22 protein-coding genes and 1 riboswitch are annotated in these 23,880 nt (G+C 47.0%); of the genes, 5 read left to right on the top strand and 17 right to left on the bottom strand.

Annotation, left to right across the window (positions count from 1 at the left end):
- Positions 1-155: 155 nt before the first annotated feature.
- From KH172YL63_RS02305 to KH172YL63_RS02240, 14 genes are all read right to left on the bottom strand, one after another.
- On the bottom strand, positions 156-1,937 hold the full coding sequence (locus KH172YL63_RS02305) for an ABC transporter ATP-binding protein (protein WP_173104593.1): 1,782 nt from the start codon (positions 1,935-1,937) through the stop codon (positions 156-158).
- Entirely contained in the window at positions 1,930-3,618 is a 1,689-nt protein-coding gene (locus tag KH172YL63_RS02300) for an ABC transporter ATP-binding protein (protein WP_173108023.1), read from the bottom strand. Before KH172YL63_RS02300 ends, KH172YL63_RS02305 begins: the two co-directional genes overlap by 8 nt.
- Before the next feature lie 200 nt (positions 3,619-3,818).
- Complete coding sequence (locus tag KH172YL63_RS02295; RefSeq protein WP_173104592.1) at positions 3,819-5,960, bottom strand: beta-propeller domain-containing protein; 2,142 nt, start codon at positions 5,958-5,960, stop codon at positions 3,819-3,821.
- 998 nt (positions 5,961-6,958) lie between these two features.
- Positions 6,959-7,414, bottom strand: a complete 456-nt coding sequence (locus tag KH172YL63_RS02290) for a threonine/serine exporter family protein (RefSeq protein ID WP_173104591.1) — start codon at positions 7,412-7,414, stop codon at positions 6,959-6,961.
- Positions 7,415-7,452: 38 nt separating this feature from the next.
- Complete coding sequence (locus KH172YL63_RS02285; protein ID WP_173104590.1) at positions 7,453-8,214, bottom strand: threonine/serine exporter family protein; 762 nt, start codon at positions 8,212-8,214, stop codon at positions 7,453-7,455.
- A gap of 162 nt (positions 8,215-8,376) precedes the next feature.
- The gene (thiT, locus tag KH172YL63_RS02280) at positions 8,377-8,973 is read right to left on the bottom strand and encodes an energy-coupled thiamine transporter ThiT (RefSeq protein WP_173104589.1); all 597 of its coding nucleotides are present in this window, start codon (positions 8,971-8,973) and stop codon (positions 8,377-8,379) included.
- A 73-nt stretch (positions 8,974-9,046) separates the two neighbouring features.
- A riboswitch (TPP riboswitch) is annotated at positions 9,047-9,145 on the bottom strand.
- A 68-nt stretch (positions 9,146-9,213) separates the two neighbouring features.
- A complete protein-coding gene (locus KH172YL63_RS02275) occupies positions 9,214-9,513 on the bottom strand; it encodes a hypothetical protein (protein ID WP_173104588.1) in 300 nt (99 codons plus the stop codon).
- A gap of 120 nt (positions 9,514-9,633) precedes the next feature.
- Complete coding sequence (locus KH172YL63_RS02270; RefSeq protein ID WP_173104587.1) at positions 9,634-10,785, bottom strand: DL-endopeptidase inhibitor IseA family protein; 1,152 nt, start codon at positions 10,783-10,785, stop codon at positions 9,634-9,636.
- The gene (locus KH172YL63_RS02265; protein ID WP_269475184.1) at positions 10,766-11,365 is read right to left on the bottom strand and encodes an RNA polymerase sigma factor; all 600 of its coding nucleotides are present in this window, start codon (positions 11,363-11,365) and stop codon (positions 10,766-10,768) included. The genes KH172YL63_RS02270 and KH172YL63_RS02265 overlap by 20 nt, the downstream gene beginning before the upstream one ends.
- Positions 11,366-11,795: 430 nt before the next feature.
- Complete coding sequence (locus KH172YL63_RS02260; RefSeq protein WP_173104586.1) at positions 11,796-12,122, bottom strand: thioredoxin family protein; 327 nt, start codon at positions 12,120-12,122, stop codon at positions 11,796-11,798.
- Positions 12,123-12,146: 24 nt separating this feature from the next.
- Positions 12,147-12,689, bottom strand: coding sequence for a histidine phosphatase family protein (locus KH172YL63_RS02255; protein ID WP_173104585.1), 543 nt, complete (start codon positions 12,687-12,689; stop codon positions 12,147-12,149).
- 78 nt (positions 12,690-12,767) lie between these two features.
- Positions 12,768-13,580 (bottom strand): ZIP family metal transporter, encoded by an 813-nt coding sequence (locus tag KH172YL63_RS02250; protein ID WP_197747086.1) that lies wholly within the window; start codon positions 13,578-13,580, stop codon positions 12,768-12,770.
- Positions 13,581-13,725: 145 nt separating this feature from the next.
- Positions 13,726-15,348 (bottom strand): hypothetical protein, encoded by a 1,623-nt coding sequence (locus tag KH172YL63_RS02245; RefSeq protein ID WP_173104583.1) that lies wholly within the window; start codon positions 15,346-15,348, stop codon positions 13,726-13,728.
- Positions 15,349-15,350: 2 nt separating this feature from the next.
- Entirely contained in the window at positions 15,351-16,136 is a 786-nt protein-coding gene (locus KH172YL63_RS02240) for an ABC transporter ATP-binding protein (protein ID WP_173104582.1), read from the bottom strand.
- Positions 16,137-16,314: 178 nt separating this feature from the next.
- On the opposite strand from KH172YL63_RS02240, the gene KH172YL63_RS02235 reads away from it, so the two are divergent.
- From KH172YL63_RS02235 to KH172YL63_RS02220, 4 genes are read left to right on the top strand one after another with little or no spacing between them, the layout of a single operon-like run.
- The gene (locus KH172YL63_RS02235) at positions 16,315-16,704 is read left to right on the top strand and encodes a GntR family transcriptional regulator (RefSeq protein WP_173104581.1); all 390 of its coding nucleotides are present in this window, start codon (positions 16,315-16,317) and stop codon (positions 16,702-16,704) included.
- Positions 16,697-17,596 carry an ABC transporter ATP-binding protein gene (locus tag KH172YL63_RS02230; RefSeq protein ID WP_173104580.1) on the top strand — a complete coding sequence of 300 codons (900 nt, stop codon included), beginning with the start codon at positions 16,697-16,699 and terminating at the stop codon, positions 17,594-17,596. Before KH172YL63_RS02235 ends, KH172YL63_RS02230 begins: the two co-directional genes overlap by 8 nt.
- Positions 17,571-19,547: a DUF6449 domain-containing protein gene (locus KH172YL63_RS02225; RefSeq protein WP_173104579.1), complete on the top strand. Its 1,977-nt coding sequence runs from the start codon at positions 17,571-17,573 to the stop codon at positions 19,545-19,547. Before KH172YL63_RS02230 ends, KH172YL63_RS02225 begins: the two co-directional genes overlap by 26 nt.
- Before the next feature lie 16 nt (positions 19,548-19,563).
- Positions 19,564-20,094 carry an RNA polymerase sigma factor gene (locus KH172YL63_RS02220; RefSeq protein ID WP_173104578.1) on the top strand — a complete coding sequence of 177 codons (531 nt, stop codon included), beginning with the start codon at positions 19,564-19,566 and terminating at the stop codon, positions 20,092-20,094.
- 227 nt (positions 20,095-20,321) lie between these two features.
- Here KH172YL63_RS02220 and KH172YL63_RS02215 read toward each other — a convergent pair whose 3' ends face one another.
- The 3 genes from KH172YL63_RS02215 to KH172YL63_RS02205 form a co-directional block, all read right to left on the bottom strand.
- The gene (locus KH172YL63_RS02215; protein WP_173104577.1) at positions 20,322-21,044 is read right to left on the bottom strand and encodes an amino acid ABC transporter ATP-binding protein; all 723 of its coding nucleotides are present in this window, start codon (positions 21,042-21,044) and stop codon (positions 20,322-20,324) included.
- Positions 21,041-21,700 (bottom strand): amino acid ABC transporter permease, encoded by a 660-nt coding sequence (locus KH172YL63_RS02210; RefSeq protein ID WP_232066100.1) that lies wholly within the window; start codon positions 21,698-21,700, stop codon positions 21,041-21,043. Before KH172YL63_RS02210 ends, KH172YL63_RS02215 begins: the two co-directional genes overlap by 4 nt.
- A gap of 162 nt (positions 21,701-21,862) precedes the next feature.
- Positions 21,863-22,678: a basic amino acid ABC transporter substrate-binding protein gene (locus tag KH172YL63_RS02205; RefSeq protein ID WP_173104576.1), complete on the bottom strand. Its 816-nt coding sequence runs from the start codon at positions 22,676-22,678 to the stop codon at positions 21,863-21,865.
- A 232-nt stretch (positions 22,679-22,910) separates the two neighbouring features.
- On the opposite strand from KH172YL63_RS02205, the gene KH172YL63_RS02200 reads away from it, so the two are divergent.
- The gene (locus KH172YL63_RS02200; RefSeq protein ID WP_173104575.1) at positions 22,911-23,771 is read left to right on the top strand and encodes an STAS domain-containing protein; all 861 of its coding nucleotides are present in this window, start codon (positions 22,911-22,913) and stop codon (positions 23,769-23,771) included.
- The last annotated feature ends 109 nt before the right edge of the window (positions 23,772-23,880 follow it).

Genomic DNA, 23,880 nt, shown 5'->3' with positions numbered 1-23,880 from the left:
TGTTCGACCGGGTTTCCGGGCGTTTATTTTCAAAAAGCAGGTGTATATTTTCAAACATATGATTTTATTTTCAAAAATTCATTTTTATTTTCAAATCACACGACTTTATTTTCAATTCCCGGATTTTACTTTCAAAACGAAAACGGCCACCACACCTAACTGCTCTCACTCAACTGACTATGATACAGCCCGTGATAGAACCCTTTCTTCTTCAGCAGTTCTTCATGGGATCCCCGTTCGATGATCGCCCCCTGATCAAGGACGAGGATTTGATCGGCCTGGCGGATCGTGTTCAGGCGGTGGGCCACCACCACGCTCGTGCGTCCGGCCATCAGCCGCTTCAGGGCCTCCTGGATTTTCAGCTCAGTGATCGTATCTATACTGCTTGTCGCTTCATCGAGGATGAGGATCGCTGGATCGGAAAGGATCGCCCGGGCGATGGACAATAGCTGCTTCTGCCCCTGGCTGATCCCGTTCCCGTCCGGCCGGAGCTCTGTATCATAACCGTCCGGCATCTTTTCGATAAAGGAATGGGCATTGGCAAGCTTCGCTGCTTCCCTCACCTCTTCATCGCTGGCGTCGAGCCTTCCGTACCGGATATTTTCGGCAATCGTCCCTTTGAAAAGAAAGCTATCCTGAAGCACAAATCCCATTTGCCGGCGGAGGCTCTGCCGCTTAATCGATGAGATGCTTCTTCCGTCGATTTCAATCTTTCCTTCAGTAGGCTCATAAAAACGGGACAAGAGGCTCGTAATCGTCGTTTTCCCTGCCCCGGTCGGTCCGACCAGGGCGACCGTCTCACCCGGCGCAATCGAAAACGAGACATCCCGCAGCGTCTTTTCTCCTTTTTCATAAGAAAAAGAAACCTCACGGAACGCCACTTCCCCCTCAACCGCATCAATTTCAACACTATCCCCTTCATCACGGGCTTCTTCCTCTTCATCGAGGATCTGAAATACCCGCTCGGCTCCTGCAATGGCCGATAGCAGCGTGTTATATTGGTTCGCCAGCTCATTCAACGGGCGCGTGAATTGACGGGCATATTCAGCAAAGATCACGATCACCCCGATTGTGATCATCCCGTTTAATGCGAAGATGCCCCCGACGCCTGCAATGACGGCAAAGCTTGCGTTGTTCAATACGTTCATGAGTTTCGGGATGAATCCTGAGTAAGTATCCGCCCAGTAGGCAGCTTTCCTGAGGCGCTCATTCTTTTCACTGAAATCCTTGATCGCCGTTTCTTCACGTGAAAAGGTTTTGATGATTGCATGTCCGGAAATGGTTTCTTCTATATAGCCGTTCAATTCCCCGATATTCTGCTGATACTCTTTGAATAATGGTCCCGTCCGCTTGGTGATCCACTTCATGCCAAGGACCATCAGGGGAACGATCGTCATCGTGATCAGTGTGAGGAGCGGGCTCAGCCACAGCATGATCGAGACGGTGCCTGCGAGCGTCAGGACACTCGATATGATCTGGATGAACGAACTGTTCAACGTGGCGCTTACATTATCAATATCATTCGTCACCCTGCTCATCAGCTCTCCATGTTTCCGCTTATCAAAAAACGGGATCGACAGGCGGTGAAGGTGATGAAACAGATCCTTTCTCATCCGGTAGACCGTATCTTGGGCAACGCCGATCATCCAATAGTTCTGGAACCATACAGAGAGGGAATGTAACATATATACCCCGATCAACCCGAGAACCAGCCCGGCCAATCCCGCAGGCTCCTTCGTCACCACATACTCATCGATCGCTTTCCCGACAAGGAACGGTCCGAGCAGCGCAGCCGCAGATGAAATGACGACCATCAAAATGACGAGATACAGAATCACTTTCATTTCAGAGAGATAGTGCCACAAACGCCTGAGGGTACCCTTTGCGTCTTTCGCTTTATCTTTCTTCCCCAACTTTTTACCGACATGCCTAGACATGATGGACCTCCCCCTCTCCGAACTGAGAATGATAGATGCGCTGATACAGACGGGATTCTGCCAGAAGGGTCTCATGGGAACCTTCTCCGATCAACATGCCGTCCTCAAGGAGCAGAATGCGATCCGACTCCATCGCTGTACTGATTTTTTGGGTGATGACCATGGTGGTGCATCGATATTGCTTCAAGGCGTGAAGCAGCCTGGATTCAGTTTTCAAATCCAATGCACTCGTGCTGTCATCCAGCAGCAGGATGTTAGGTTTCCGGATGAGTGCCCTCGCAATCGACAGCCGCTGTTTCTGACCGCCAGACAGATTGATCCCTTTTTGACCAAGGACGGTATCATACCCTTTCGGAAGATTCATGATCGTGCCATGAATCTGTGCATCCTTTGCCGCCTGGATCATGTCTTCCCGGGTCGCACCTTCCTTCCCCCATAGCAGGTTTTCTGAAACGGATCCGGAAAACAGGATCACTTCCTGAGGGACATATCCGATATTCCCCCTGATCACCTCCAAAGGAATCTTTTTGACGGGCCTGCCATCCAGTTCGACCGTCCCCGCCGTCGCATCATACAGACGGGGAATGAGCTGGAACAGGGAGGTTTTCCCCGACCCTGTCGCACCCAGCACTGATACGGTCTGACCTGCCTCCACTTTAAATAAAAGATCCTGGAGTACTTCGCCCCGGGTGGAAGGATAGTGGAAGGAAACATCTTGAAAGCGAATGCTCCCCTTCAATTCCACTGCCTCCCGGTTTACTTCTTCCCCGTCCATCAGATCGACTTCCGTCTGAAGGACTTCTTCGACCCGGGCGGCTGAAGCCCTGGCCCGGGAAAAGCTCGTGATGATAAAGGAGAATATCGAAAAGACCGAAGAAATCCTCGTGACATACGTGACGATGGCCACGATTTCCCCTACACCCGCTCCCCCTGCAGCAACCTCGATACTCCCGAACCACAGTACGAAAAGAAGGGCGATATTCATCGCAAGCATCAACAGGGGCATGATGATCTCCATGAAGCGGAGGGCAGAGACCGTCCGATCTTTCAATTCCCCACTCGCCTCATGAAACCTGTTCTCTTCATATCGGCTCCGGGTATATGCCTTGATCAGCCGGATCCCCGATAGATTCTCCTTCATGACCTCATTCACTTTATCCAGACGGGATTGAACCTTTTCAAACAGGCTCCATCCCTTTTTCAACACCCATAACAGAAACACCCACAGCACTGGGATCACAAGCAGTAAAACCAGGGACAGACGGGCATTCACAGTCAAAGCCATGATCGTTGATCCGATGACGAGCAGCGGGGCCCGGAGCATGATCCGAAGACTCATAAAAATCGTATTTTGCAGCTGCCTTACGTCATTCGTCATCCTCGTGATAAGAGACGCAGCCGGAAGTTTATTGAAGCTTGCAAACGAAAACGATTGAACTTTCCGATACAGACGATCCCGCACATCATAACCAAACCCCTGACTCGTATGAGCGGCAAAAAACGAATTCGTCACCCCTGAAACGAAGGCAAGGAGAGACATCCCGACCATGACCGCCCCCCACATCAGCACAACATCCATATCTTCTTTCATGATTCCATCATCAATGATCCGCGCCATAAACAGCGGATTCAACAATTCCACGGCAAGCTCTACAAGCATCAACGTCCAGGCTATCGCCATCGACACCTTGTAAGGCTTCAAAAAATGTATGACCTTCAACTCGACACCCCTCTTACGTCAAACTGTTTTCTATATGTGTACCATTTTACCGTTTTTTAGGTCTTCGGGGTAGTTGGGAGCCTCCAGGTGACCGAAGGCAAAAACAGCTTTCCTCATTGTCCAATAAAAAATGGGCCTCTCGTTTCCGAGGGCCCATTTCTTCAATCAATCCCAATAAAACCAACTTTCTCAAAATCATTTAGCGAATACGCAGTGATCTCGCTGTGTGAAACGGTGTAAAGCTCTTCATCAATATAGATGAGCCGCTGGATTTGGTTCTCCCACTCTTCATAGAGCTCTTTTTCGGTGAACTTTGCCCTTCTTACGATGCCTTTTTCAGGGGTGATTTCATAAAGGAGTGCGCCCTGATAATCAAAATCCAGCTCGCGGCTGCTTTTTTCTTTTTCATCGTAAACAGTGACCGGAAATCCATAAAGATTTCTCTCTCTCATATGCAATAAGGCTTTATGGTCTTCCAACAGAGTAGAATGGGTCCCGCTTCCCCCGATGATTTCTGTGTCCATTTCTTTTGGATTCTCGAAATCGGTGATATCAAAGAGAGACATTTTCATTCCATTTCGGCTGACTCTAGGCTCATCGGACATTTTCTCACTGATCACTTTCGTATCGTAGCCGAATCCGATCAGGTGATGCTCATCAATCGGGTGAAGATAGGTGCTGAAACCGGGTATTTTCAGCTCTCCTTCCACTTTTGGATTGGCAGGATCCGATGTATCGATAACAAATAACGGATCCACCTGCTTGAAGGTGACGATATACGCTTTATCTCCCATAAATCTGACCGAATATATTCTTTCCCCCCGTGCCAACTTCTCTACTTCCCCAACCTTTCTCATAGAGGAGTCTAATATATAAAGCGAATTGGATGACGGGTGATCATCGTCCCACGCTTCCCCTTCTGTCGTGGCGATCCGGAAATTTCCTTCGTGCTCATCCATCGAGAATTGATTCAACACCCGTCCGTCTACACTCCCTGATGCAGTATAGCGGATATCCCCGTCACGGACGGCAAACTTATGAATCCCCGTATCAGCAGACGCCCAATCTCCGTTTTCCCTGTACTTTTCAACGGCGACGTACAAGTTTTCTTCTGACATGTAGACATTCTGTCCGCCGCCAAGATAGGTTTGAACCGTAATAGAAGCTTCCGGCTCCTCCATATCCAGGCTTGTAATCAATGTGTACTGAAGCGATTGAGATTGTGGGAAGTACTGTATATCCTCTGCAGGTATCCTTTTCATTCCCTCCCCATTCAAACTGTCCTTCACCCGGGGCCTCAAGTCCACCTCATCATCCTGTTCAAGCATCCAGTAGTTCGGGGACATATTTGAAATTAAGTAAATATGAGAATCGACTTTCCTTGATGCCACATACCCGCCTTCAAGCTCCACCTCTCTGAGAAGGGCGGGTTTCTCCCTGTCCGAGATATCATACATCATCGCGACCGTCATCCCTTCAACCGGCATGATCGGCGGACTGGACTGCCGGTCTCCCTTTTCATAAAAAGGGGGTGACCAGCTCGTGCCGATGACAAGCAGCTTATTTTTTTCCACAAAGAGATGGTGGGGGTTGAAATTTTCTTTAAACGGAAGTGTCGAGAGCACCTTCAAAGGCTTTACCTCCGTAATGACGAGCTTCCGGTCCGTCAGTTGATAAATATACCGGCCGTCTGTCTTCACCACATCTCCCTCATCGACACCCTCAACCTGATTATTCGTTCCTGAAAACTCGGAGGTCGATTGAGAAGATTCCATTTCTGCAGAATCCTCAGCCGTTTTCGTTTCCAACTCCATCGTTCTAAATAAACCGGCATGCTTTTTATTTTCTTTGATGATTTTCTTAAAATAATTCGTCAGTGCCTGTTTCGATTGTATGCTTGGTAATTGCGAGGTGACGGTAAAGGGGATTTCCGTGTCTCCATCATACGAAAGGCCCCATGTGGTTTTCACTTTTGGAGAAATATGAAGGATGAATCGTTGCTGTCCTGACGGATATCCTTCTGATGGCGGGGCCACCTCCAGGGACTTCCGGTCATCACTCAGCGTCAGGGAAACGTCGACCCTCCTGCCGTCTGAGTCTTCAACAAAGATGTTTTCCCGCGTGACGGTATTTTTGCTAAGAGCCTTCGAGAACCGCAATGTCCATGCGTCATTCTCCATCAAAAGAGACTCATCAGCGAACTTCCCATCCGTCTCTACTACAGGCCTCTGGCTGTACACAAACGTCCCTAGCGCTAAAAGCAGAACAACAGCTGCCATAATGAATAAGTACTTTTTCCTCATGGTATGACCCTCCTATACGTCTTATTAGGTCATTAGACGTTGTGAAGGGGGATTCGTTACATGGGGAGTTGTCCGGGTTTAAGGGAGGAATTGTGGTGGAAAGCTTTTTGAAAATAGGTTTTTGTTTTTATGTAGGGTTTAGCGAGGTATGTGAGAGGTGGCGGACTGATCAGAGAGTTAAGAACTGGCTGTCTCATTTGTGAGGTGGTTTTGACAAGTTATGAGCCGGAAGCTTGAGTTATATTGGTGTTACTTATATGTGATCTCTTTGTCGAGAAATCGTTGGCAATGAGGATTTTAACGGATATGCATATCAGAGTGTCTGCCTCTTTTAGTTTTATGGAGAAACGTCCGAATTCAGCTGTTTTTTTGATGAAAAATCGATTTCCTGCTCATATCCAACCAGAATCCACCTTATTGAAGACTTGTCGAACCCTTCAGACAGACCAAAACCGGCTCTCTCCCTCACTTATGAGCCGGTTTCCACTATTTATGATCCCCTTTCGAAAAATATGAGCCGGATTTTTAATTTATGAGCTTGAATTCTGATATATGAGCGTGATGCTCGATATATGATCTCTTTGTCGAAAAATCTCTGTGCGAGGCTAAACACTTATACGATATTCATATCCAAGTGTCTGCCGCTTTACTGGTAGTTTATTTTTATAGAAAACCGTCCAACTTTAGCTGTTCTTTTGATGAAAAATCGATTTCATGCTCATATCCAACCAGAATTCACCTTATTGAAGACCTGTCGAACCCTTCAGACAGACCAAAACCGGCTCTCTTCCCTCACTTATGAGCCGGTTTCCACTATTTATGAGCCGCTTTCGAAAAATATGAGCCGGATTTTTAATTTATGAGCTCGAATCCTGATATATGAGCGTGATGCTCAATATATGATCTCTTTGTCGAAAAATCGCTATCGCAACGACGAGCAGTACCACACCCCCATGCCAACCTCAAAAAAAGACCTCACACAAGCAAGGTCCGTCCCTCTATCTCATTCGCCGGGCGCTGGCGTTCAGTTTGGCGTTTCGGATGAGCTGGTTGATGACTTCGGAGAAGATGAGTCCGATGGCGATGGAGCCTGAGATCATGAAGGCTTTGGCCGCCAGGTTGATGGCAGCGTTGTAGTCGTTCTGAACAAAGTTTCGCATTGCATCATAAGCAAGCCCTCCCGGAACGAGGGGGATGATCCCGGCAACAGAGAAGATGATGACCGGGGTTTTGTACATCTTTGCAAACACCTGGCTGACCACGGCGACGACAAAGGAGGCAAGCAGCGTGGCAAGCACGGTGTCTGCTTCGTTCAGGATCATGATGATATAGATGATCCACCCAAGCATCCCGACAATTCCGCATTTGAAAAGGGATTGTTTCGGGGCATTGAAGATGATGCCGAATGCCGCTGCGGAAATGAAGCTTGTGATTAATTGTTCGATGATGAGCATCCCTTTTTCACCTCAAATCTTTCTTAACGTTTTTCACTCTACGTGAGCGTGAATACGACCGCGATGCCCGTGCCGATCGCAAAGGCGGTCAGGAAGGCTTCTGCCCCTTTTGATAAACCGGAGACGAGATGTCCGGCCATGAGGTCCCTGACCGCGTTCGTGATTAACAGTCCGGGTACAAGCGGCATGACGGATCCGATGATGATCTTATCCAATTCCTGTCCATATCCGAGCTGTACGAAACCGAAGGAAAGCATCCCGATGATGAAGGACGCCAGGAATTCTGCAAAGAACTTGATCGGTACGAAGCGGTGGAAATAGATCAGGCTTGTAAATCCGATGCCCCCAGTGATCAACGCCGGGATGAAATCCTTCCAGATCCCCTGGAACATGATGAGGAAGCAGCCGCTGGCGATCGATGCTGCCGCGACTTGAAGCAGGAGTGAATAAGACAGGTCGGATTCATCCAACTTTTCAAGGGCGTTGTACGCTTCTTCAATCGTAAGGTGGCCCAGGCTGATCTGCCGGGAGATGCTGTTGACGAGGGTCACCTTTTCAAGGTCCGTTGAACGCTCGTTGATTCGAATCAGCTTCGTTTTTGTCGGTTCAGACGTTTCAATCGAGAAGATGATCCCGGTCGGGGTCACGTAGCTATGGGATTCGGAGATACCATAGGAAGCGGCGATCCGCATCATCGTATCTTCCACCCGGTAAGTCTCGGCCCCGCTTTGCAGCATGATCTTCCCTGCGAGGAGGCTGACCTCCATAATGTCATATCTTCTTATCATTTTTGCTTCCATACGATCTCTCCACACGTACTATTTTTTGAATAGGTTTAGTTTATCGGAAAGAGAGTGTGTAAGCAATGAGGAACATCATGATTTAACGGAGATTTAATATGAGAGGCTGAATATGATCTCTCCTCAAAAAAAGACCGGCCCCAAAAGGACCGGTCCGGCATATTAAGAAGCTTTGCGGGTCATTTCCTGACGTGCTGTACGCACTTTGATCAGTCTCGGTGCGATATTGGTGATGATCACCAGTGTCAGTGCACAAAGGATCGCCGAGCCGAGCATCGTGATGCCGTTTACGACGAATGAGAAAAGTACCGGAGACATATCTTCCGGTGCATATTCGGCAAAAAAGATAAAGCCTGCGATGAAATGCCAGAAATACCTCGCCAGGCTGCCTAAAAACGTAGCAAGGATCACCCACAGAATCGCTTTGGATTTTCTGTTCTCTCCTAATGCCGATTGAATTCTACCGGAAAGGAGCCCGGCAAATCCGATGAAAGCGAAGGCGATGAAATACTCGATCACCATTTGGACAGGTGTCGCAATCCAGGCGTCTCCGAGGGCAATCTGCAGGATCCCCCAAACAAATCCTGCCAGGATACCGGCTGTCATGCCTCTTCGATAGGATAGTAGAAAGATCGGCACCATCGCGATTGAAATAGAGATGCTCGGTGACAGTTTAATAGAAGGAAGCAGATCAAGGATCACAGCGAAAGCCGCCATCAATGAAGCTTCCAGCAGTACGACAAGACGTAAATTTTTCATAAAAAAATCCCCCTGGAATATTGAACCGAAACCATAAAGGGGGAATGAAGATACAGCATGAATTAGACCATTCATTGCTTATTTTCCACATCCCTACGCTAGTCCTAACTAACAGGTTCAGAGGGTCAGAACAATGTGTTCACTCTCAGCTTTCGCTCCCCTTGTGGTTACGTTCATTAAGTTATTATTCATTTATTATACATGATTCGTGAAAGATTGAAAGAAAAATAGTTTGTATTTCTAAGGAGTCTCACTGAGGGGATCATGCATGATGATGACAGGCATTGATTTAGGAGTGACCATAAAGCCGTATACCCTGCCATCCCTGTCCTTATAGGCGACAGAGTAATCTTCGAACTGGGGTGAATATTCCACGTTTTGGTATTCGAGGTCAAGTTCTTGATATTTCAAGCTCACATACATACTGGCGGCGAATCTTGCTGTCAAATGCTGCACGCTCGAGATCCGGTTGGCGATGATGAAGATGATGATGGCCAAAGTGAGCAATAAGACTTTCTTCGCTCTTGATATCCTGATCAATCTACACTCCCCCTTCCTTAAGACTACTATACTCTTATTCCATCTATTATATGCCTATCCCCTCCCATGACAAAAGGGCTGCTTCAACTGCAGCCCCCATTTTCACTATTAAATATGCATCTATTGAATCGGCATGAACCTTACGCTCCAGTAGCCGTCTTCGTCCTTCACCATCTGAAAACCGCCTCCACCTTCCCTTCCGTTATCATATTTGATATATCCAGTTTTATCACTCGTTTGAATGAATTCTCCGCTGCCGATCCCCTTATAGGTTTGCAGAATATGTTCCTTTGTAGCCCGGTGTGATGCGGTCATATTCTCATCTTCTTCCTTTGACCACTGAACAAATTCACGTCGGTCTGTGTACAATTCATAAACAAGGTCCGGTCGTCCGTCCAATAATGCCTGCACATAAACCTTTGCAATACTGATCGGTGACAGTCCGTGAAGATGGACTTCGGTCGGGTCTTCTGCAAATGCCTGGTACGCTTCCTTTTCCTCCACCGTCAAAGAGAATCCGTCATTATCGCTTTTCTCGATTTCATTGTGTGAAAATGGCATCACCACGCTGAACTTCCATCCGTGATCAAATATCACCCTGAAGCTTTCGACGGTCACTCCATCCCTGTGCCCGGCATTGGGAATTTCATAGGTGACATCACCCATCGTGTCGGTTGTCTTCACTTTGACCGCTAACGTATTAGTCCACATATCATCGCTTTGATAGGCGACATCCGGCTGCGCCAGTTTCCCGTCGTGCACCACAAAGGGATGATCCTTGATCATTTGCCGGGCAGCGTCGACGGTAAAGCTTTCGGCCAGGTAGCTGATCACCTTTTCCTCTGAATCAAATGGCTCACTCATATATCGGTACGTTTCGCCTTTATACGTAAATGTTTCTCCACCCTCATCATTCAGGATGGAATCATAGCGGTTGAACGCCACTGCGATCAGTTTGTCGGCGAGCGATTCACTGAGTTCAGTTACTTCCTGGGGAGCCGGGTCTTGTTTCACAATGTCTACCTGCTGTTCTGCATTCTGCCCGTCTTTACCGAAATCAATCAGTTCAACTGTAAAAAGGATTCCCGCCATGATAAATGCTGCCGCCAGCAGATTCGGGATCCACCTGCCCCATTGTGGCCTGCTGATTTTCTGACCTTCCATTTCTTCGAATAATTTGGTTTTCAGCTCTTGCTTGAATGCTTTCCGCGGAGCAAGATCTGGTCTGTTTTTCAAAGACTGAAGAAATTTATCATTGGATTTTCCGCTCATGTTCCAGCACCGCCTCTCCAATGGAATGTCCCAGCTGCTTCTTCAACAATTTGATTGCCCGGTGATAATCCACCTTCACCTTCGATGGCTTGCATTCGAGGATGGCTGCGGTTTCTTTCACAGAGTATTCTCTTAAACCCCTGAGAATCACGACATTTCGATAATCGGGCTTTAATGTTAAAAGGGCCTGCTGCACCACTTCCCATTCTTCGTTCTTTTCCATTTCTTCATCAGGAATTCCCTCTTCACTCCTCCGCAGATTCAAGATGACGTCCGGCAGCAGTGAAATGAGTTTTCGCTTTCGATAGTGGTCAATGGCTGTACGCCTGGCAATGGAGATAATCCATGTTTTCGGCGAGGAATGATGATTGAAGCTGTGGTAGCTTTTGAACACCCGCATAAAGGTGTCCTGCGTGAGGTCTTCTGCTTCGGATTGATTGTTGGTGAAGTAGAGTAAATAATGATACACATCATTAAAATACGTTTCGTAAAGTTCTTCCAGCCCGGCATGATCTTCTTTCAATGGCCACCCCTCCTTTACTGTCCTTATTAGTCGTTTGATCGGATGGAATGGTTTCAAGTGTGGGGATAATTTTTACTTCGGGACCCGGCTTGTGGTGCTAATTCTCTTTTTACTTAATCATTTATCGATGAATTCCCCAATATTCCTTTTCATTAACAGTCTGAATAACAGAATAGAAGCACCTGATAATCCCCATATTCCCATCAGAATAAATAGAGCGGATCGATCATAAAATATCATTCCTAAAACGAACATGATAAAACAGATGAATATTCCACTCACGTGAAGCATACATTTCTTTTTCTCCATGGCGTATCTTCCCCTCCTTCAGTGTCCAGTGAACAGCACTCACCACAAAGAAAAAAGAGCCGTCCACTACCAGCTCCAAACTTTGTTCCCGGTGATTGTTCATTCAATCTGTTAAACGATCGTTTAGTCCGTTCAGGGTTGCTGTTGTCACGTTTTCAGTTCTTAAACAAACGTTTGTTTAATTTTCCATCATGCCGGTGAGGCGGCCGATTTGGCTGTTCAGTTCGTCTATAGGAACGAAGCGTGCCTTTCTGAACATTTCCTTCCCTTCAACAAATACGATGATCACGGGAACGGTGAAGACAGAGAATCTTCCTGCGATTTCCGGGATTTCATCTGCATCTGCCTGGATGGAAACGACCGATTGATGCGCTTCCAACACCCGCTCCACCTGGGGCAGGAGTCCGTAGCATACAGAGCAGTCCGGCCTTGATATGTATAATAAAACGATGGTTTCCTTCTCCAGTGTGGATTGGATGCTGTCTAATGAATGTACTCTTTCCATATATGCTGCCTCCTTTCTACGGAATCAACTGATTTTATCTTCATACATGTACACTTTTCCGTTGGCGGGCCTTCTGAAAGACGGACCTGTGAACCCCCGCTTCAGCAAAGCTTTCCTAATATACATCATGATGCCGCCGTGTCCCACAACGAGGACATCCTTCCCTTCCTCGATGAGCCGGTCGACGATGATGTTGATTCTTTTCTCCACTTCACGCCTGCTTTCAGGCTGCGAACGGTGGTTACACCACCAGGCGAGCCTTATCATCAAGAGATGGAGGAAGAGTGGCAGCTTCCGCTCTGAACGGAATAAAGGGGCAAGCCTGATTTCCCTTAATTCCTCCAAGTAGTGAATGTCGCCGCCATACACGGTTTCTGCAGTGGTTCGGGCCCTCTGTAAGTCACTTGAATAGCAGCTCCCCCAGTTGACACCTCCAAGATCCACTTCATTCTCTTCTACATCAGAGGCATCGTATTCTTCCACCCACTTCATCAGCTCTTCGCTGTTCACACGTGACGCCGGGTAACCCCTTGTTACTTTAAAATGACGAACGAGTCCTATTTTCATACATTCCCCTCCTCCCACCATTATACTATTTATTGGAAATGAAAAAAGCATCCGGCCGAAACCGCATGCTTTCTTGACTTATCCCAATGCGACGTCGAGGATCATCATGACGACGAAGCCGAGCATCAGGCCTAAGGTGGCAAGATCCGTACTTCCAGAAGATTGAGATTCGGGAATCAGTTCCTCTACCACGACGAATATCATTGCACCTGCCGCAAATGCCAGGGCGTATGGGAGAATCGGCTGCACCAACAGGACCGCAGCCGCGCCGATTACAGCGGCAATCGGTTCGACAATGGCCGAGAGCTGTCCGTAGTGAAAGGATTTCACCCTGGACATGCCGTCCCCCCGCAGCGGAATCGAAAGGGCGGCACCTTCCGGCATATTCTGAATGCCGATCCCGATCGTCAGACCGATCGCCCCTACCAGCGTTGCATCGCCGAGACCAAGGGAAGCAGCACCGAATGCCACCCCGATGGCAAGGCCTTCAGGTATATTATGAAGGGTGATGGCGAGAAACAATAATGTGGATTTCTTGAATTTAGTCGGAGGACCTTCCGCCTTTTCCGATTCGTTTCCGAGATGCAGATGGGGAACGACGAAATCCAATCCTCTGATAAATAATCCTCCAAGCAGGAAACCGATGGCAGGAGCGAGCCATGGAATCTGGCCGTTCTGCTCACTGAACTCGATCGAAGGAGCTAGCAGCGACCAAAACGATGCGGCGATCATCACGCCTGCCGCAAACCCCAGCATCATATTCAACGTATGCTTTTCAATTTTCGTAAAGAAAAACACAGTCGCTGCCCCGAGGGCCGTCAGCCCCCACGTCAGCATGCCTCCGAACAAAGCCTGTACAGCAGGATTTAATTCACTGAACCAATCCATCACTCTCTCCTCCCCTCTTCATATTTTGAATACTATCATTTTGCACGCAATGAACTTTCTTTGTCAAAGATAAGGCATAAGAAGATCTATCATTTATCCTTCCAAACCGGTAGCACTTTATACCACCGCAGCCCAAATGACGCAGCGCTCATGATTCCTTGATGACCGTTTTCCAAAGAACCAAGTTCGTGATCAACAGGAGGATGAGATAGACCGGGACACCGAAGGGAAGCTGAAGGGCTGCATAGTGCAGGCCGAAAAACACGCCGGCGATCAGGTAAAAGGGAAGCACCTTCCAGCTGTCGCTTTGCTGGATGCCTTCGAAGCTTTCGGAAAAAGGAAGCTTCCCCTTCATTAAACCGATGCATGCGACGGTGAAGATACACGCACTGATGAGCACGATGATGATCTCCGGGATGATGCGGAACCCGAATAGAAAGATAAATATGGTACTGATCAGGGCAAATAACGGAAGGAACAGCTTCACCAGGAATGCTTTCAATACGCCTTTATAAATGGAAGCCCTGCTTTTGACAGGTGCCACTTTATACACCCACGCGCCTTTGTATTTACCTGAATAGCCCAGCATCATCACCACGGTCGGGATGACGATGAAGCATGAATAGATCGATAAATACATCGGGGACGTCAGTAGATCCTCCCTTGACCGTCCCATCAGCCCGTTGAAGATGAAAATGAAGGGTATGATAATCGCGAATCCCAGGGATGGATACACCTTCAATTTGAACTCCCTTTCATTTTTCATCATGTCACCGGCAAACCGGTAAAATGCCCGCTCTTCGTTTGAGTGGGAAAAGACCTGCATCAGCCTGTCTCCGAACCGGAAGGAACGTTTCTTCTTTTTCCCGCTGTGGGAAGACAGCTTCTGAAGATTCTTCTCAAAAGCAGGCAATACTTTCACATACAGCATCAGGGCAGTGAACGGGACGATGACGGCGATGCATGAGAGGAGCAGGATCATCCCCTGCCCATTCCCGTTCAGCAGCCATTCAAATACGGCACCGAACCACATCGGAGGCAGAAACAAATTCCACCAGCTCGGTGTAAACGAAATAGACACATCAACAAATTCAAAGGAGCGGGCCACAACCTGATACCCGACCGCAAGCCCGATCGATAATCCAATCTGCACATAGTTGATGATGTCTTTCAGCTTTTCCCCGTCAAAGTACTGCAGGATGAAATAATAGAGCATGGCCGTCAACGCGACAATGAATATGTTCATCAAAATGATTTCCCCCAGGAAAATCAGGAAGAATGGAAATCCTTGATTGATCAAGGCCACCACCAGCGGAATCGCCGTCAGGGAGCCCGTCAGGAAAAAGAGATAAATGAATATATGAAGTGTTTTGGCGAGACTGATCGTTTTTCTTTCAACAGGCTTTGTATGTAGAATCGTATGGTCCCGGATATCAAGGAGCACGACCGAAAAATCGGAAATCATCGAGGTCATGACGATGAACATCAAAACGGCAAAGGTGATGCTCATTTGAAAGAGGTATTGATCCTCCATCAGAATGAACGGGATGACGAACAACCCAAACAGGGCATATACCCACAGGGATTTAATAAAGCGGTTTTCATCCTTCCCCTGCCTGCTTCCTTGCTGCTGAAAAATCGTCGGGACCCGCCTTTGGTCCATCGTCAGTTTCACCTGCAGGATCTTTCTCAGCAGACGGTAATCAACCCCCAATCTCGTAAACAACCAGCGAAACCAATCCAAGAACAGCAGTGTACGGAATTCCTTCATACTCACACCTCTTGCACGACAGAGACGATGTCTGCAGCCGTTTCCTTATGTTCATCGAACCCGGTTAATTGGTTGAAGATTTCTTCAAGGGACCCTTCCATATTCTGATTCTTTAACTCTTCAAAGCTTCCATCTGCCATGATCTGTCCGTTGTGCAGAAGAATGATACGGTTACTGATCTTTTCTACAACATCCATGATGTGGGAAGAATAGAAGATCGTCTTTCCCTGAGCGGCCAGCTGGGCCAGCAGTTCTTTAAAGATCATGACAGAATTGGCATCCAGTCCGTTGATCGGTTCATCGAGGAATAACACATCGGGATTATGTAATAAACTCGAAATGATCAGGACCTTCTGTTTCATCCCTTTTGAAAAGGATGCGATCCTTGAGTCATAGACTTGGGATAATCCAAATAACTCCATGAGCTTTCCGGCCTTCTCCCCCGCCTTCTCCTGCTCGAGCCCGTATAACTCGCCCATGAAGGTAAGGTATTCCTCTGCCGTCAGATTATCATATAAGTCTGCCATTTCAGGAACGTACCCGATTCTTTTTTTGTATGCTGCCGATCCGGAGGAAATATCCTTTCCGAACAGTGTCACCCGGCCCGAATAGCCTTCTTCTAGGCCAAGGATAATTTTGACGGTTGTGCTTTTCCCTGCACCGTTCGGCCCGATGTAGCCGATGATCTGTCCTTCGAAGACATCCAGGTCGACGCCCTTCAACACATCCTTACTACCGTAACTCTTCTTTAAATCTTTGATTGATAAAATCGGTTCGTGTCCGTTCATATGAATCTCCTTTTCCACTAAGTTATGATTTAATGCTAACATAAATTTCCTTTTACTGAAGGGATACGGATACCTGACCTTAAATTTTTTATTTTCCCTCTTCTAAAATGGAAGAACTTACTATATACTAAACTGTATTAAGACAAATAGTACAGTACATACAGTTGGGAGGGTGGATATGTTTGAGCTTGATTTAAGAAGTCGCAAGCCCATTTATGAGCAGCTTGTCGAGAAATTAAAGGAACTGATCATCAATGAAGTGCTGAAACCGGACGAACAGTTACCTTCTGTTCGTGCATTGGCCCAGCAGCTGACCATAAATCCAAACACAATCCAAAAAGCGTATAGAGAATTGGAAACGCAAAGGTACATTTATTCAGTGAAAGGACGGGGGAGCTTTGTTAATCCTTCAAGCCACATTCAAAACGGTGAGAAAATCATGAAAGTAAAAGAAGAATTGGCCAAATTATTATCTGAAGCGCTGTATCTCGGGATCACACCGGAAGACTTACGGCAGATGATTGCAGAAATCGAGGCGTCGACAGGGGGGAACCAAACGGATGATTGACATTAAAGAAGTCAGTAAATCTTTCGAAGATACCGAAATCCTTCATGATATCACCTTTTCCGTGGAGCAGGGCTCAATCTATGGCCTGCTCGGATCAAACGGCGCAGGTAAAACAACCTTGTTGAAGACGATTGCCGGCGTGCTTCATCCTGAAAAAGGCGAGGTCAGCGTGGGGAATGAATGTGTCTATGAAAATATCGATGCGAAGGAAACGTTGTTTTTCATCCCTGATCAACCCTTTTTCTTTGCCCATTATACGTTGACCCAAATGGCGCGTTTCTATCAAAGCACATATAGTCGTTGGAATCAGGGATTCTATCAGTCTTTGACGCATTCTTTCGGGATCGACCCGCAAAAGAAGCTTCACAAATTCTCAAAAGGTGTCCAGAGGCAGGCGGCATTCATCCTCGCCCTCGCCACACAGCCGGATGTCCTCCTATTGGATGAGCCGATGGACGGACTGGATCCCGTCGTCAGGAAAAAAGTCAAAAACGTCCTGATTTCTGAAGTGGCCAACCGGGACATGACGATCATCATTTCTTCTCACAACCTGCGGGAAGTGGAAGACATTTGTGATCATATCGGGATTTTGCACCAGGGGACATTTTTACTCGAGAAGGAGCTTGATGACCTCAAATCAGGCATCCATAAAGTCCAGCTCGCATTCAAAGGTGACATACCGGAAGAGCTGTTCATGCAATTGGACCTCCTGCACCGGGAAATTCGCGGAAGTGTGTCACTATGCATTGTCCGGGGCGACGAAACCCAGGTAAGAAGCATCATCGACACCTATCATCCGGTGATTTTTGATCTGCTGCCGCTTACCCTGGAGGAAATATTCATTTATGAAATGGAGGACGTGGGCTATGCCATCCAAAACATCATGGATTAATAAAGAAATCATTATACAAAGCCTTCGGAATGTTGGATGGGTGGGCATCGTTTATTTTGTGGGACTGCTGTTTGCACTGCCGGTGAATATCATCGGTCAATTATCGAGAGACCCGCAATTCTATCCGGTTGCGATATACGAGAATTTATTCAAGGTGCAATATCCGTTCCAAATGGGATTGATGCTGTTTATTCCGGTCATTCTCTCATTATTCCTGTTCCGTTATGTACATGTGAAGCAATCAGGAGACTTCATGCACAGTCTCCCGATCAGAAGAGGAACCCTCTTTTTCCATTACACATGGTTGGGGTTTGCCCTTCTCATCATACCGATTGTACTCAATACGATCATTCTGATCACGCTATATACGGTCACTGACCTGCAACAATACATTGACATCAAGGACATCCTCTTATGGTGCAGAGATATGTCCATCATGAGCCTGCTTCTATTCACTTTCGCAACCTTTGTGGCGATGATCACAGGATTGACTGCCGTGCAGGGAGCCTTGACGTATATTCTGCTCCTGCTGCCGGCCGGGATCTTCATGCTCATCTCCTCCAGCTTGAACACTCTGTTATTCGGATTTCCAGAGGATTATTTTTTCAATGTCGAAATCGAGAAATACTCTCCGCTCATCAAGGCGGTATACCTGGAGAATGCGCTGTTCACCCGGACCGATATCGTGCTGTTCGCAGCAATCACGCTCATATTCTACGGTTTATCATATAAGCTGTACGACATAAGAAAAGCGGAGTTCGCTTCACAGACCATTGTCTATCCTTTCTTGAGACCCGTGTTCCAATACGGCGTCGCATTATGTTTTACGCTCATTGGCGGCTCGTATTTTTTTGCGCTGTATCAGTCGCAAGAGTGGTCCTGGTTCGGTTATTTCATTGGTTCTTTCATAGGTTACTATATCGGAGAAATGATCCTGCAGAAGAACTGGAGAGTGTTCCGCCACTGGAAGGGTTATGCAGGATTCGCCGTTTCATTCGCCCTCATCTGTTTCCTGATTCAGACTGACCTCTTTCAATATGAAGAAAAGGTACCGGATGTCGCCGATGTGGAAAAAGTACACATCAGTCAGAGCTACTACTCGTTGGTCGACAACCCGGATAACCTGATCAAGGATCCGTTTATGACAGATCCGAAGGCGATTGAAGCCGTGATCAATCTTCATAGTGAAATCATCCGGAAAGAGGAACTTATCTCTTCGACGGACGACCGCCGGGAGCAAGTCTTTCTTTATTACAAAATGAAGGATGGCAGCAAACTGGTTAGAAATTATTCGCTTCACATGGATGAAGTGGCAGCCGCCTACGCCTCACTTTATGAAATGAAGGATTTCAAAGAAAATACAGAGCAGATTTATAGTGTGAATCCAAAAAAGATCGACAGGCTGACGATTTCTCCTGACATGGGCATGAGGGAAAGCGTAGAGGTCACCGATCCGAGACAAATCAACGAAGTATTAAAGATTTTAAAAGAAGAAATCTATTCCACTACGGTTGAAGACAGGGACAGGGTCAACCTTTGCAGTGTCAATTTCGAGCTCTCAGAAGACCAATGGTTTCAAGTAGAGATCAACCCTGACTACACAGCATTCGAAGCTTGGTTGAAAGACAACGGGTATTTCGATGATGTGACGACCAAAGATTCCGACATCGATTGGATGTATGTCATTGATCAGGAGCGCGACGGCAAACAAGTTCTCAACAGTATGGAAGCAGAACAAGAGGTCCTGGATCTGATCAGGGACAACAAAGGAATCAAATTGGATGACCCTGCCGAAATCGGTCCGCTCTTGAAGCAATTGAGGTATCCGCAACAGGCGAATAAATATTTAGTGGCCATCAAATATAAAATGGCCCGGCAAATTGAAATCAGAAGCTTGAAAGCCGACGATGCACCTTCTGGTATCGTGGAGCAATTAAACAACCTACACTAGAACGCGAGGTGACCAAATGGATATTCTTGAATCATCACCTCCTCCCCGCTTTGAGGAGATGTACGAACAATTTCACAAGCTGATCTACCATATCGCATACAACCTGACAAAGGACGTCCACCTCTCTCAGGACATCGTCCAGGAAACTTTCCTGAAAGCCTATATGAAAATCGACACGCTTATGGACAGAAGGAAGATCAAAGCATGGCTCACGTCGATCGCCCGCTGTACGGCCATCGACTTCCTGCGGAAACAATCGAAGCGCAATGAAGTGTGCATTGAAAGTCATGAAGAACGGCATCCCCTTCAGGAACAGAACGGGACGGAAGAGACAGTCGAAGCCCTTTTCCTCAAGAGCAGCGTCCAATCCAACATCGACCGACTGCCAGCATCCCAGCAGGAAGTCATGCGTCTGAAAGTAACGTCCGACCTGAGTGACAAGGAGATCGCCCTCATGCTGAACCTCTCACCCGCAACGGTCAAAACCCGGTTTCACCGGGCACGTAAACAGCTTTACTCCATTGTGCACAGGAATTTGTCTGCATAAGAAAAGGAGCCTCTCTGTGGGGCTCCTTTTTCGAACATATGAGGGGTGGAATTGAAAATAAATGTTTGTTTTTGAAAATAAACCTGCGCGTTTTGAAAATAAATCCTCATTTTTGAAAACAAACCTGGGAGATTTGAAAATATACCCGTCACACCCCCATATTTACTTACATATATACACCAAAAGAGGCCCCATACAGGACCTCTCTCATTCACAAGCACTCTTTTCTATAATACTTTCCCCAAAAATGCCTGGGTGCGTTCATGTTTCGGGTTTCCGAAGAGCTCGGCCGGTTTGTTTTCTTCGACGATGAAGCCGCCGTCCATGAAGATCACCCGGTCCCCCACTTCTCTTGCGAAGCCCATTTCATGGGTGACGACGACCATGGTCATCCCCTCTTTGGCGAGCTGCTTCATGACTTCAAGCACTTCTCCGACCATCTCAGGATCGAGTGCAGAGGTCGGTTCATCGAACAGCATGATTTCAGGCTCCATGGCGAGTGCCCTGGCGATGGCGACACGCTGCTTCTGCCCGCCCGATAGAGAGTCGGGATACACGTACGCCTTCTCTGCAAGCCCCACCTTCTCGAGAAGTTCCAATGCTTTTTGTTCTGCCTTTTCCTTGGACCATTTTCTCACCTTCATGGGAGAGAGCATGATGTTTTGAATCACGGTTTTATGAGGGAAGAGGTTGAATTGTTGAAAAACCATTCCGACATCTGTCCGCACTTTATTGATATCCGTTTTCTTATCGGTGATGTCCTGACCCTTGATATATACATGACCGTCGGTGATCGATTCTAATAGATTCAGGCACCGGAGGAATGTCGATTTCCCCGAACCGGATGGGCCGATGACGACGACCACTTCCTGGGGCTCCACTTTTACGTTGATATCTTTCAATACTTCTAATTCCCCAAAGGACTTTTTTAGATTCACTGCTTTAATCATTCGGTTGCCATCCTCCGCTCAATGTAGTTTAGTAGATACGTAAGTGATAGAGTAAGGATTAAATAAATGATTGCCACCGCGAGATACGGCTCCCATACCCGGTAATACTGCCCCTGCATGGCACGGCCCCAGTACATGAGCTCCGGTGCAGCGATGACCGCTGCAAGAGATGAATCCTTCAACAGTACGATGAATTCATTGCCAAGTGGCGGGATCATCCGTTTGAATGCCTGCGGGATGATGATATAGCGCATCGCCTGAATATTGGTCATCCCGAGGGAGCGTGCCGCTTCCATCTGGCCACGGTCAATGGACTGAATCCCGCCCCGGAAGATTTCGGCGATATAAGCCGTCGCATTCAACGTCAATGCGACAAGTGCTGAAACGGCCGGATTGATTTCCGACATGATCATCGGCATGACGCCAAAATGGATGAGGAGCATCTGTACGAACAGAGGCGTTCCCCTGAAAAAGTTTATGTACCATATGAAAGGTGTGCGTACGAGCAAGTAAGGTGAAATCCGCAGGATCCCCATGAGGAGTCCGAAAATCATCCCAAGAAAGATACCGCCCACCGATAAACCGATTGTCAATAGTGCCCCTTTCAAGAAGAAGGGTAAATATTCTCCAATAATATCCCATCTGAAATCCAGCATAGTATGACTCCTTTTGTCTGGTCAGCGGCTCTGCCGCTTACCGCTTCGATAGTAGTAGGTTATGAGACATGCACAAAGGGCATAGTCCAAGAAGGATCAGGGCCTCCTTCACTTCTGTCAAGAAGGCCCAGCATTCACCTCTTTCACTATGCCCCTTGCTCCTTATTCTGCTTGCTCTAATAATGTGTCAGTGTTCGGGTCTTTCCCAAACCACTCTTTGTATATCTCTGCATATTTACCACTTTCGATCACGGCTTTAATCGCTTTGTCAAACTCTGCTTTCAGGTCGCTGTCTTTCGGGAACATCAAGCCGTAGAATTCAGATTCAAAGTTCTCCGGATCTTCCAGCGTATTGAAATTATCCTGCGGGTTGTTTTTCACGTATTCATTTACAACCGTATTGTCCGTCACGACCGCGTCTACCTGTCCTTGCTTCAGTGCCGTGATGGCAACGACGTTATTTTCATATTTCGAGATGGCAGAGCTGTTCTTTCCGACGATCTTTTCTGCTGCTTCCTGACCGGTCGTACCGTTTTGAACCCCGATCTTTAAGCCTTTTAGATCATTGGCGCTCTTGATATCCACATCTTCTCCAAACATGATCATATGAGTCGACTCAAAATAAGGATTTGAGAAATCGTATGTTTGCTTGCGCTCATCATTGATCGTGATGCCGGAAATCCCCATATCGACTTCCTTGCCGCCTTGAACAGCCGCGAACAATGGATCCCAACCGATATTTTTCACATCATATTCATAACCTGCTTCTTCCATCACTGCATCAAGGAAATCAATATCAAATCCGACGACTTCCCCCTTATTCATATACTCAAATGGTGCAAAAGCCGCATCTGTTCCCACGACCAATTTTTTTGCTTTGTCTCCATCACCGCTCGCTTCATCGCTTCCGCAGGCCCCTAAAACCCCTGCCATTCCTATCATTACCACTAATAATAATCCCTTGAATTTCTTTTTCATCGTTGTCCCCCTAAAGTTTTTTGTTTTTTCTAATATTTATAATTATACATACATTTTCTCATAAAACCAACTATTATTAGAAAATTACTAGAATTGAGAATATTTTCAAGGGACATTTATCCTATCTTTCTATCGGTTGAAATCATAGGGAAGTATTTTTCCCTATAGTGATTGACAGCCCTTTCATAAGATTGGAAAATAGAAGAATAAGCTGATTTAAAAGGGAGAATGTATGCATACACACTCGTCTCAATTACATGATTATTTAGTACGTCACGCCTCACATATCACTGAAGACTGGCTGGGCTGCCAGAAGATCAAACCCGGATCCGACTACTCTATTGATTCTCCTCAGGAAGTTCTCGACAAGATCAAGGAGCAGAACGGGCACTATGTAAAAGTAATGGCCAAATGCCTGCTCGTTTCCACCGAAGAGGCGAAGATTCTGATTTCCGACTGGACGAAGGAAACGGCTTCTGACCGCAGCAAGTCAAATACAACCTTGGATGAGGTGGTTCATAATTCAGGTATATTCAGAAGAATTTACTGGACATATATCGAAAAGTTCGTCAATGAAAGCGGACTGGACATCCAGCTGAAAGATGTTTTCGAATGGGAACGGAAGCTCAATTTCGCCCTGGACTATATTTTAGAAACCTTCACATCCACATTCCTGTCGATCCTCATGACCAGGCTTCAAGCCCAGTCTGCGCTGATCAAAGAATTAAGCGCCCCTGTCATTTCCTTGACCTCCCGGGTCGGTCTCCTTCCGATCATCGGGGACATCGATACAGACCGGGCAAGGACAATCGTTGACTCTACACTTAAGCAAAGCGCAGACGCCCAGTTATCCCTCTTGGTCATCGACCTCTCTGGGGTGATTCTGATCGATACGATGGTTGCACAGCAAATCTTTCATCTCATCGATGCTTCAAACCTGCTGGGCGTGAACACCATCCTCACCGGCATCCGCCCCGAAGTCGCTCAGACAGCCGTTCACTTAGGGTTGGATTTCTCCTCCATCCACACCGAAAACTCCCTTGAGCGGATTATTGGCCGTGTCATTCAGGACGGTGCGTTCGCAGGGATCTAATCTGACGGCAGACAAAAGAAAATCCGAACAATTCGATATTCCTTGAGAATATCGAATTCGTTCGGATTTTTTTTATGAATGTAACCATGTATGAATCGGGCGAATCTCC

Source organism: Bacillus sp. KH172YL63 (assembly GCF_011398925.1).
Classification (GTDB): Bacteria; Bacillota; Bacilli; order Bacillales; family Bacillaceae_B; genus Rossellomorea.
The sequence above is the reverse complement of the archived record's forward strand: the minus strand, read 5'-3'. Positions and strand labels throughout refer to the sequence as shown.

Coding starts and splice junctions, on each gene's coding strand:
- KH172YL63_RS02305 (WP_173104593.1), bottom strand. CDS start 1,937: ATGTCTAGGCATGTCGGTAAAAAGTTGGGGAAGAAAGATAAAGCGAAA.
- KH172YL63_RS02300 (WP_173108023.1), bottom strand. CDS start 3,618: ATGGCGATAGCCTGGACGTTGATGCTTGTAGAGCTTGCCGTGGAATTG.
- KH172YL63_RS02295 (WP_173104592.1), bottom strand. CDS start 5,960: ATGAGGAAAAAGTACTTATTCATTATGGCAGCTGTTGTTCTGCTTTTA.
- KH172YL63_RS02290 (WP_173104591.1), bottom strand. CDS start 7,414: ATGCTCATCATCGAACAATTAATCACAAGCTTCATTTCCGCAGCGGCA.
- KH172YL63_RS02285 (WP_173104590.1), bottom strand. CDS start 8,214: ATGGAAGCAAAAATGATAAGAAGATATGACATTATGGAGGTCAGCCTC.
- thiT (WP_173104589.1), bottom strand. CDS start 8,973: ATGAAAAATTTACGTCTTGTCGTACTGCTGGAAGCTTCATTGATGGCG.
- KH172YL63_RS02270 (WP_173104587.1), bottom strand. CDS start 10,785: ATGAGCGGAAAATCCAATGATAAATTTCTTCAGTCTTTGAAAAACAGA.
- KH172YL63_RS02260 (WP_173104586.1), bottom strand. CDS start 12,122: ATGGAAAGAGTACATTCATTAGACAGCATCCAATCCACACTGGAGAAG.
- KH172YL63_RS02255 (WP_173104585.1), bottom strand. CDS start 12,689: ATGAAAATAGGACTCGTTCGTCATTTTAAAGTAACAAGGGGTTACCCG.
- KH172YL63_RS02245 (WP_173104583.1), bottom strand. CDS start 15,348: ATGAAGGAATTCCGTACACTGCTGTTCTTGGATTGGTTTCGCTGGTTG.
- KH172YL63_RS02240 (WP_173104582.1), bottom strand. CDS start 16,136: ATGAACGGACACGAACCGATTTTATCAATCAAAGATTTAAAGAAGAGT.
- KH172YL63_RS02235 (WP_173104581.1), top strand. CDS start 16,315: ATGTTTGAGCTTGATTTAAGAAGTCGCAAGCCCATTTATGAGCAGCTT.
- KH172YL63_RS02230 (WP_173104580.1), top strand. CDS start 16,697: ATGATTGACATTAAAGAAGTCAGTAAATCTTTCGAAGATACCGAAATC.
- KH172YL63_RS02225 (WP_173104579.1), top strand. CDS start 17,571: ATGCCATCCAAAACATCATGGATTAATAAAGAAATCATTATACAAAGC.
- KH172YL63_RS02220 (WP_173104578.1), top strand. CDS start 19,564: ATGGATATTCTTGAATCATCACCTCCTCCCCGCTTTGAGGAGATGTAC.
- KH172YL63_RS02215 (WP_173104577.1), bottom strand. CDS start 21,044: ATGATTAAAGCAGTGAATCTAAAAAAGTCCTTTGGGGAATTAGAAGTA.
- KH172YL63_RS02210 (WP_232066100.1), bottom strand. CDS start 21,700: ATGCTGGATTTCAGATGGGATATTATTGGAGAATATTTACCCTTCTTC.
- KH172YL63_RS02205 (WP_173104576.1), bottom strand. CDS start 22,678: ATGAAAAAGAAATTCAAGGGATTATTATTAGTGGTAATGATAGGAATG.
- KH172YL63_RS02200 (WP_173104575.1), top strand. CDS start 22,911: ATGCATACACACTCGTCTCAATTACATGATTATTTAGTACGTCACGCC.